At 43.6% G+C, this 10528-nt stretch carries 9 protein-coding genes and 1 riboswitch; of the genes, 3 read left to right on the top strand and 6 right to left on the bottom strand.

All coding sequences use genetic code 11. The features are described 5' to 3' along the window. Positions 1-52: 52 nt before the first annotated feature. From PENNN9_RS00210 to PENNN9_RS00185, 6 genes are all read right to left on the bottom strand, one after another. Positions 53-544, bottom strand: coding sequence for an acyl-CoA thioesterase (locus PENNN9_RS00210; RefSeq protein WP_058367769.1), 492 nt, complete (start codon positions 542-544; stop codon positions 53-55). Between the two features lie 92 nt (positions 545-636). Next, entirely contained in the window at positions 637-1581 is a 945-nt protein-coding gene (locus PENNN9_RS00205) for a hypothetical protein (protein ID WP_058367768.1), read from the bottom strand. Between the two features lie 59 nt (positions 1582-1640). Then, a complete protein-coding gene (locus tag PENNN9_RS00200) occupies positions 1641-2606 on the bottom strand; it encodes a uroporphyrinogen-III synthase (protein WP_058367767.1) in 966 nt (321 codons plus the stop codon). 166 nt (positions 2607-2772) lie between these two features. Next, positions 2773-3798: a hydroxymethylbilane synthase gene (hemC, locus tag PENNN9_RS00195; protein WP_058367766.1), complete on the bottom strand. Its 1026-nt coding sequence runs from the start codon at positions 3796-3798 to the stop codon at positions 2773-2775. A 241-nt stretch (positions 3799-4039) separates the two neighbouring features. Beyond that, positions 4040-4777, bottom strand: coding sequence for a LytR/AlgR family response regulator transcription factor (locus PENNN9_RS00190; RefSeq protein ID WP_058367765.1), 738 nt, complete (start codon positions 4775-4777; stop codon positions 4040-4042). Between the two features lie 463 nt (positions 4778-5240). Continuing rightward, complete coding sequence (locus tag PENNN9_RS00185) at positions 5241-6287, bottom strand: sensor histidine kinase (protein ID WP_227511667.1); 1047 nt, start codon at positions 6285-6287, stop codon at positions 5241-5243. 227 nt (positions 6288-6514) lie between these two features. Between PENNN9_RS00185 and argH the strand changes: the two genes are divergently transcribed. From argH to thiC, 3 genes are all read left to right on the top strand, one after another. Continuing rightward, the gene (argH, locus tag PENNN9_RS00180) at positions 6515-7888 is read left to right on the top strand and encodes an argininosuccinate lyase (RefSeq protein WP_058367770.1); all 1374 of its coding nucleotides are present in this window, start codon (positions 6515-6517) and stop codon (positions 7886-7888) included. 234 nt (positions 7889-8122) lie between these two features. After that, positions 8123-8413 carry an oxidative damage protection protein gene (locus tag PENNN9_RS00175; RefSeq protein ID WP_058367763.1) on the top strand — a complete coding sequence of 97 codons (291 nt, stop codon included), beginning with the start codon at positions 8123-8125 and terminating at the stop codon, positions 8411-8413. 90 nt (positions 8414-8503) lie between these two features. Next, a riboswitch (TPP riboswitch) is annotated at positions 8504-8620 on the top strand. A gap of 236 nt (positions 8621-8856) precedes the next feature. Next, on the top strand, positions 8857-10528 hold a 1672-nt coding region (gene thiC / locus PENNN9_RS00170), incomplete at its 3' end, for a phosphomethylpyrimidine synthase ThiC (RefSeq protein WP_058367762.1).

Raw genomic sequence — 10528 nt, 5'->3', positions numbered from 1 at the left:
GCCTTATTATTTTTTATCTTACTATCGGCTTACAAACTAAAAAGGATGAGCGCTATAATTGAGGGGTATGACCAACCTTTTGTTCGAGCGCTAATAAACGTATACGCTCCTCTTTCGTCCATGGCAGTTTGGTCTTGCCATCACTGTCCAACCGGACAATCACTGCCTCAGCAGTCGCAACTATAGTTTGCTGCGCACAACTATAATAGCTATATTCCATCACGATGCTGGTGGTACCCAAACGTTGACAGCGTACCCCTAATAGCAAGGTATCTGGATAAAAAACTGGACGTAAATACTGACAGCTTGATTGGGCCAATACCGTCACCATATTGCCATCAAACATCCCTAAGGTCTGCAAATAAGCGATACGCGCCGACTCAGCATAACGATAAAACACGACGTTGTTTAAATGATTAAAAGCATCCATCTCTCCCCAATGTATCGGCTGGGTATGCATGACTGGATAATGGGCCAGATCTGCAGGATAGCTATCGGTTGGCATGTCTGCTGTTAAGCGTGTAGAGTGATTAATGTTATCCATAATTTGCCTTAATTTTTGGTTCCCACATATAAATGTATGAGAGTATCAGCGCTCAAAATGCTTGAGTATACTGACAGTCTCATACTAAAAGTCTATTTGTGCTCAGGCTTATCCAACATTTGAGTAGTCAATAAATGCGTGGGCTTGGGTGTGTTAGCGATTAGCTTATCAAGCCAAGCAATTGCTTCTACAATATCCTCTGGTGACTCCATCGTCATCGGAGTTTTTTGCTGTTCAGTCGTTGGCTTGTTATCCATAAATGATAATTGTGATGAGGTACTAGGTTTCGTTTGCGAGCTAGAAGAGGTATCTTTGACCAAAGTCTGTAACTGCGCCTGTGCTTGGTTTAAGTATTCAATCAGCTGATCTTGCTCGCGCATATTGCTGGCTTGAATGGCTAAATTTAAAACCATAATAACTTCATGACCAGCTAATTGCTGACGAGTTAATGCTACGCTGTTTTTCTGACTGCTGGTACGCACATAACGGTGCAAAAACTCTTGAACATTCTGAATAGCTAAGGTTTGTAGCTGCCAGGGACTAGGCTGCGAGCTTTGGGCTTGTAAACGCTCAATATCCTTAGTCAAGCTTTGTTTAATCACAATAGTCAACGCTGGCGATATCTCGTTACTATCTTGCGACAACTGCCATAGTAGACCCTGTAATAAATCAATTGATCCCTTATAATTGTTGTCTGCTATTAGTCTATCGACTGCCTGTATTTGAATACGTAATAAATCAAGTTGATTTTGTGCTTGGCTGTTTGGCGTTTTACTTGGCTCTGGTAGCGTTCGTTGGCTGATAGCAAATAGACGGTCATCCATCTCATTTAGACGACTAACCATATGCTCATTACTCTGTAGACGTTCATTGATTTGGTTTTGAAAACGTTGCTGAGTAATATATAACCAAGCTAAAGCGATAACCAATAACAAAATAAACAGCCATTGTAAGCGTAATAACAACATACGTGCCTGTTGCTGCTGCTGATTTACCGACAAGTCATTCGCTGTAGAATCTTTAGACTTGGTTGACATAAAGCGGTACCGTTATCGATAGTTTTAGTGACACATAAAAATGAACGCACAAGACAGGTTTACTGTTTTATGGCTAACCACCTGCCCTGCTTAATGGCAGCCGAGATAGTCGTAGGAGACAAATCTTCTACTTGCCAATAGTGTAACTGCTCTGCTGCTACCATGTTGGCTAAGCGCTCACCCAAAACCACATAGTTAAAATCTGTCAGGGTCGGTAATATGATACTTTTTGAGGCGACATCTAAATCTGACTGCGTCTGCTTAACGATGTCTGTCCAATGCTCAAATGCTGTACCACTACTGATAATGACGATAGGCTTAGATACTTGTGCTTGTACAGTCTGCTGCGATTGACTGGTACTTTGATTAGTACTTTGATCAATAAATTGCTTAACCCATCGCTGATAGTTTGCCTTTGCATCGGTAGGTTGGGTACGCTCATACCATGCAATACTGTCAATATGCACACCGCGCGCTTTTAACGTATCGACCAATAACCGTCGTCCTCCCAAACCGCGCCAGATGAGTAGTTTATCACCAGCTTGCAAACGCTCAATCTCAGGCATTGCTAGCATACCTTCATTATTGGCAACCTTCGGCTGTAACACCTGATACTTAAATGGCAACTTAGAATCTTGTAACACAGCCGCTGTCGCCTCTCCTACTGCAATCAGATGACTTGGTGGCTGACTAGGGTAAAGTGTCTTTGATTCTGACAATAGATCATCAGTAGACCTTTCTGTGGTCTTTTTAAGGGCTTGCCAGACTGCTAGTCCTGACGCTGCTGCAGTAGGACTGACGATAACGAGTGCGTCATAACTACCTGACAGCCAGTCTTGCATCAAATCGATATCCGCGTCGCTTACTATTCGCGGCTTTAGTGTGAGCATTGGCATATCGACAACGCTGAAGCCTGCATTTTGCAAATGCGCTGTCAATGGCGCTGCACGTTCTAGCGGACGAGTATTGATGACGACTGTCGATGATAAGTCATTAGTTGACTGAGACAAAAATGCGCGTGACATAGGCCTACCACTGCTTAAAGTATCGTGTAGTTAGATTCAGCTAACATAGATATTAAAAAGTAGATATCAAAATGTAAATATTAAGATCTATATAACTGTATGCTATATACGTGAGCGGTATATAGCATAGCTCATTGCTGCTTATATCAGCAGTACTTATCAGTATTTATGTTTCAGGGTGATAGATCGCTGACAAGATAGCCCCTGCACCGTCAACAAGTAACATTTTAGCGACATCAATACCTAACTGATTTGCTTGATCTTCTTTTTCCGCTTGCGTGCCAGACAATACGATGCGCTTTTCAGCTTTGAGTAATTCACTACCATCTGCTTGCCCAACACGGCCGCGCAACCATAAATGACTGCCGTTATCATCGTTGTCATAAACGGTAGTAGCTTCTGTTGTCTCATCTGTCTGCAATACGGCATAAGCTGCAATCGGAACTTGGCAACCACCTTCTAGATGACGATTTAACGCGCGCTCAGCGATGAGACGAATGCGAGCTTTGTCATCATTTAAGGGGGCGAGTAGCTCTAATACGTTGGTATCGTCTTGACGGCATTCAATGGCTAACGCCCCTTGACCGACGGCTGGCAAACAAGTATCGATAGCCAGCTCCCCGCGGATACGTTCATCAAGCTCAATACGTTGTAAACCGCTGGTCGCCAAAATAATGGCATCATAATCGCCTGCGTCAAGTTTACCTAGGCGTGTGCCAACGTTGCCGCGCAAGGTCTTAATTTGCAAATCTGGACGATAGGCTTTGATTTGACATTGACGACGTAAACTTGCAGTACCGACGATCGCCCCTTGTGGCAACTCATCAATATTATTATAAGTATTGGAGACAAAGGCGTCGGTCGGCGCTTCGCGCTTGCAGTAAACCCCTAATGTCAGTCCTTCAGGTAGCTGCATGGGGACATCTTTTAGTGAGTGCACCGCAATATCCGCCTGCCCATCGTATAAGGCTTGCTCTAACTCTTTGACGAATAAGCCTTTACCGCCTATTTTTGCCAATGGCGTGTCTAATATCTTGTCACCTTTAGTGACGATTTTTAGTAGATTAATTGTCAGCTCTGGATATAGCTTTAACAATCGATCGCGAATATGCTCTGCTTGCCAGAGCGCAAGTGGACTTTGACGGGTAGCAATATTCAAGGTATGTAAATCAGATAGCTGTGTATTACTCATGATAAGCCTTAAAATTGTTAATACTAAGTCTAATGCGCCAGTAAACCTGCTGCTTGCATGCCTTTATTAGGTAAGAATTTTTGTCTGACGCAAAAAAATACCCCTATTTAAGCATAAATAAGGGTATGAAGATATGACTGAGAGATTTTGGTTGTTACTAACTATTTATAAGTAACTGGTTATTCGTGCATAACAGTGAAGACGCATACGTCCTGGTCTTTTCCATAGTCAGCAGTAACGATTACATACTTTGGATTTTCTCTCGTAGCGCTGGCAGATGTCGCCGGCTAACCGATAACGTTTCATCCAGTCCTTTAAAGCGTACTTGATACTGACCTGAATCTACTGTCTCTAAGTAATCCAAAAACCCTAGGTTAATGATCGCATTACGATGGACTCGAAAAAGTCGACTTTCAAACTCTTGCTCAAGCTCTTTTAGCGTCTCATCAATAAGTACTGTGCCTTCTTTATGACGGACTTTGACATACTTTTGATCAGCAGTGAAGTAATAGATATCTTTAAGTTTAATCAGCTCCACACCGCGATGCGTACGCGCTGCGATATGTTCACGAACAGGTCGAGCAGTGGGATCTTCAAGCTTACGAATCTCATTTAACTGAGCGGCATTTAGGTTTTTTGCTTGACTTAAGGCTTCTATTAGTTCGTCTTTATTGGCCGGTTTTAGTAAATAGCCAATGGCATTTGCTTTAAATGCGGCAATGGCATAATGATCGTAGGCAGTAACAAAAATAATAGCGGGCGGGTGTTCAAGCTCATTTAGCGCTTGGGCACAGCGCACCCCATCCATTTCTGGCATACGTATATCGAGCAATATTATATCAGGCTGCTGTACTTTCACTGCCGTTATAGCCTCGGCGCCAGTAGTTGCTTGGGCAACAACTTCGTACCCTGATTCTTGCACGATTCTGACCAAGCGCTCACGAGCAAGTGGCTCATCATCACAAACTACAATCCGCATGTAGACTCCTCTCTTACAGCATAATAATTATACTATTAACTACCTTTAAGATTATATTTGTACAAAAACGTAGTAGCTCAGCATACATAAAACGATTATTTAGTGACTCTATAATTAATTAGTTAGACACCGAGAACTAGCCTCTATATTACTCTCATCAAACAATAAAGCTTGCATAATTTTTAGAGAGTGTTTGTCCTTTATATGTTATTAGAACAGGCAAGGCGACATAGCACTTACGCAGTTTTGGACTTAAAACCTTTCATTATAAGTTAGTTAATGAGTCAAAATGTATTTTACTGATTTATTCTTTAAAGTAAGGTTATACAAGATAAAGAGCAATAAATATGCCATGTTTATATTGGCGGTAGTAATATTTGAATAAAAGGTAGAAAAATGGCACGATTTAAAACAAATGCTAGAAATTGGCTTAGACAATTTACCTTGCATAGCCTATCGTCCACTAAATGCCCACATCATATAAAGGATAGTGGATGACAGTCACTATTCGCTCATTGGTGACATCACTTTGTATGTCCGCACTCTGATCAAAATAAGCCCGAAGGCGCTCAGCTTGAATATGAAAATTTACATGTCGACGTAGGTCATGGACGACCATTAAGGTCTTGCTGGGCAACTGGACAGTAACAGTAATAGTAACCCGGTGCTGTTGCCACTTTATTGTAATATCAATAAAAATAGTTTCAGTCGTCATCTCAACGACATTGAGTAGCATTTTTTCGAGGACGCTTTGCAGAGTTAAGGCCGTAATCACCATATCGTACATGACGTCATCATCAGGAAGATTCCAATTGACGACCAGCTTTTCGCCCAAACGACTCGATTCAATGGCTAAATAATGCTCGCAAAGTGCGACTTCTTCTTCAAAGCTGATCTCGCGCGTCCCATCAAAAGCGGCACGAAACAGGGCTGATACATGATGCAAAAGTTCAGCGGCCTTTGGTGGATTGGACTCAATAAGAGATACCAGACTATTCACTGTATTGAAAAAAAAGTGCGGGGCAATACGAGCTTTTATCAAATCGTTTTGAGCAGTTAATTTATGCTCAAATGACTGCTTTAGAGCAATCAGCTCACGATAACGCCTGATAAAGTACATCATAAACACCAAAGTGAAGCCAACCGTAATCACAATATTGAATAATACGTTTAGAATAAACGCTTTACGCTCATAAACCAGCCAGCCAGTATTGATCATAACCAGCATAACTAAAGTCGCAGACACAGCCGACGTAATCGCAAACAAAAGCAGTATTTTCATACTGACATTGATAGGATTTTCGCGTTTAAAGATAGGCCGTAGGTAATCTATAAGATATAAAGATGGGATGATACTCAAAGTATATTGAACAATTCTGCTCAAAAATTTAACGAAAAACTGAGGCCAAGTGGCTAGGTCGTGACGATCAATCGACGTCACAAATAGCGCCCAAAAAAAGATGTAGAGCATCCATTGCCAAGGCTTCATCATCTCTATAAGCTTGGGCATGAAAAACTCTAAGCGCTCAGCTAGTAAGGCGACCTCATCCTTTGCTATACTTGAGCTCTTATTTTTCTGACTTGTCTTAGACCAATATGAACGCCAATTCTTCAAATTCTAGTAATCCCAAGCAAGATAATAATTCACGTGCCTCTGCTGATTCTAACACAGATGCCTCTTATCCGGACAACCATATGCCAAGTAGCCAACCTGAAAACAGCGCACCAGGACAACAAATGTGGGGTGGACGCTTTAGTGAAGCGACTGATAGCTTCGTTGCAGCATTCACAGCTTCGGTCGGCTTTGACCAGCGCTTTGCACGTCATGATATCGAAGGCTCGATTGCCCATGCAACTATGCTCAAAGAGTGCGATATTTTAACAGCTGACGAAGTCGCAACCATTATTGACGGCTTACAACAAGTCTTACGCGAGATTGAAGCTGGAACGTTTAACTGGTCAATTGCGCTTGAAGACGTGCACATGAATGTTGAGTCGCGCTTGACTAGTATTGTCGGAGCGGTTGGCAAAAAACTACATACGGGACGTAGCCGTAATGATCAGGTTGCAACCGATATACGCTTGTGGCTGCGCGAAGAGACTGACAATGTTATCGCACTGTTAGTACGTCTACAAAGTGGCCTACTTAGCCTAGCTGAACAACATACTGACACGATTATGCCAGGCTTTACTCATTTACAAACGGCGCAGCCAGTAAGCTTTGGTCACCACGTGATGGCATGGTTTGAGATGTTATATCGTGATACCGAGCGCCTGGTCGATACGCGCCGCCGTATCAATCAGATGCCACTTGGTAGTGCTGCCCTCGCTGGTACAACGTTTCCTATTGATCGTACTATTACCGCTGAGTTGTTAGGTTTTGAAGGTATTTGTCAAAACTCATTAGATGCCGTGTCAGATCGTGATTTTGCCATTGAATTTACCTCAAACGCTTCCATCCTAATGATGCATCTATCACGCATGAGTGAAGAGATTATCTTGTGGATGTCGGCACAGTTTAATTTTGTGCAGATACCGGACCGTTTCTGTACCGGTTCATCTATCATGCCGCAAAAGAAAAACCCTGACGTGCCAGAATTAGTGCGCGGTAAAACAGCGCGTGTTTATGGGCAATTAATGACGCTACTTAGTCTGATGAAGAACCAGCCACTTGCCTACAATAAAGACAATCAAGAAGACAAAGAGCCTTTGTTTGATTGCGTCGACACCTTAACTGGTTCGCTACTCGCTTTTGCTGATATGTTGCCCAATATCACCCCTAATATCGAGGCCATGCGTGAAGCGACCATGAAGGGTTATGCCACTGCGACCGACCTAGCAGACTATCTGGTGCGCCGCGGTGTAGCATTTCGTGACGCGCACGAAGTCGTTGGCAATGCCGTTGCGCTAGGTATTAAAGAAGGCGTTGATCTAAGCGACTTATCACTAGCGCAACTGCAACAGTTTAGCGATGCAATCGGTGATGACGTCTTTGACTACTTGACGCTTGAGGGTTCATTGGCTGCTCGTGATCATCTAGGTGGCACTGCACCCAATCAAGTCAAGCAAGCGGTCATTAATGGTCGTGCACGCTTAAAAGCGTTTGCTTAAACGCCTGATCTAAAAAACCGCTTTAGATTGTATATTTAACACTCGCTCCTAATATGCATGAGTTAGGGCGAGTGTTTTTATTTGTCATACCATTGCCAAAATTTATATGAAGCCGGTTTACTGTTACCTTCTATACACCTGATACCCTTGGCTAAACGGTCTAAGACCGCTATCATAGATAGATATCAATATTCGACTTAATAAATCAATAATTTACTTAATAAGGAGCGCCCTGTGACTGAGAGTTTTAACCCGCAAGCCAATACCGTTTTTTGTCGCAAATACCAGCAAGAACTGCCAAAGATGCCGCATCCGCCTTTTCCTAATAAAAAAGGTCAAGAGCTACAAGAAACGGTCTCTGATAAAGCATGGAAAGAGTGGCTTGAACAGCAGACGATGCTGATCAATGAGAACCACCTAAGTATGTTGGACCCTCAAGCTAAGAAATTCTTAACTGAGCAACGTGAGAAGTTTTTAGACAACGAAGATTATGAGCGTGCACAAGGCTGGACACCAGAGACTTAAAACCTAAACCGATAAAGCTAATATTGGCACGCTTGGTAAATAACTATAATTTGTTATAGAAGTTTGCTAGTATAAAGCTGATTTACAACACTGACAGACTCGGGGTGCGGTGTACGAATGGTTGACTGCCTTTGTACATTCGCTGAGAGATCACCCGCCGAACCTGATGCGGTTAGTACCGACGCAGGGAAGTCTTAAGCTTTAGTTATACCTAACTAAAGGGCGCGCAGAAATGCCTTTTTGTTACCGTCATTATTTTTACTCATTAAATTTTTAGAGTGACGGTCAATACTAAGTTGCGTTCACTGATTTTTAAAATTATCTTTGACTAGTTTTAGTAGGAGATGGTTTTATTCAATCAAAAGTATAGGGATAATTAATGCTTACCCCGCAGCTACTGGCGGTGTTGATTTTATTCAAAAACCAACACGCTAGGACAGCATATGACAACCTCAACCGTACCCCCAAAAATCCAGCAAAACGCCTCTAATAAAAAAGCAGACGCGTTAAAAACGCCTGCGCATCGTAACCAAAAAGATGTCCGTTTTGAAGAAGACGCGCGCGACTTACACCGCATTCTCCCTGCCTCCAAAAAAGTCTATATCGAAGGCTCAAGACCCGATATCCAAGTGCCAATGCGCAAGATCACGCTTGACCCCACGCCTATTCAGGGTGTTGATGAGTCCAACTGGGAGCAAAACCCGCCGTTTTATGTCTATGACACCTCAGGCGTCTATACCGACCCCAACGTCGATATAGACCTGACCCGTGGCTTGCCAAAACTGCGCGAGGGCTGGATAGCGGAGCGCAGTGATACCGAACAGCTAGACGGTCTATCTAGTTCATATGGTCTTGCCCGTGCTCGTGATATCACCACAGCCAATCTACGTTTTGCCCATATCGACAAGCCACGCCGCGCGTTAGTAGGAAAGAATGTCACGCAAATGCATTATGCACGTCGCGGTATCATTACCCCAGAAATGGAATATATCGCTATTCGCGAGACGCAAAAGCAGCATGAGATGACTGATATGCGCCAACACGATGGCGAGAGCTTCGGTGCCAATACCCCGAAAGTTATCACGCCTGAGTTTGTTCGTAGCGAGGTCGCGGCAGGTCGCGCGATTATCCCAAATAATATCAATCACCCTGAGTCCGAGCCGATGATTATCGGGCGCAATTTCTTAGTGAAAATTAACGCCAATATTGGTAACTCAGCGCTTGGCTCCTCTATCGATGAAGAAGTATCGAAGATGACGTGGGCGACGCGCTGGGGCGCAGATACCATTATGGATTTGTCGACAGGCAATCATATCCATGAGACTCGTGAATGGTTAATTCGCAACTCGCCTGTGCCCATCGGTACGGTACCAATTTATCAAGCATTAGAAAAAGTCGACGGCATCGCCGAAGACCTGACGTGGGAGATATTCCGCGATACGCTGATTGAGCAAGCCGAACAAGGCGTTGATTACTTCACCATTCACGCAGGCGTGCTGCTGCGCTATGTACCATTGACTGCCAATCGCTTAACAGGCATCGTTTCTCGTGGCGGCTCAATCATGGCGCAGTGGTGCCTTGCCCATCATGAAGAGAGCTTTTTATACACGCATTTTGAAGATATCTGCGAAATCATGAAACAGTACGATGTGGCATTTAGCTTAGGCGATGGTCTGCGTCCCGGCTGTTTGCAAGATGCCAATGACGAAGCGCAATTTGGCGAGCTACGTACGCTTGGTGAGCTGACGCAAGTCGCTTGGAAGCACGATGTACAGGTGATGATTGAAGGGCCTGGACACGTGGCGATGAACCGTATTAAAGAAAACATGGACTTGCAGCTTGAGCTATGTGCAGATGCGCCTTTTTATACTTTAGGACCGTTAACGACTGATATTGCTCCTGGTTATGACCATATTACTAGTGCCATTGGTGCAGCCATGATTGGCTGGTTTGGCACGGCGATGCTTTGTTATGTCACGCCCAAGGAACATCTCGGTTTGCCAAATAAAAAGGATGTCAAGGACGGTATCATCACTTATAAAATTGCCGCTCACGCTGCTGATCTCGCTAAAGGGCATCCAGGGGCACAAGCACGTGATAATGCATTATCCAAAA

It is taken from the genome of Psychrobacter sp. ENNN9_III, from assembly GCF_001462175.1.
Classification (GTDB): domain Bacteria; phylum Pseudomonadota; class Gammaproteobacteria; order Pseudomonadales; family Moraxellaceae; genus Psychrobacter.
The sequence above is the reverse complement of the archived record's forward strand: the minus strand, read 5'-3'. Positions and strand labels throughout refer to the sequence as shown.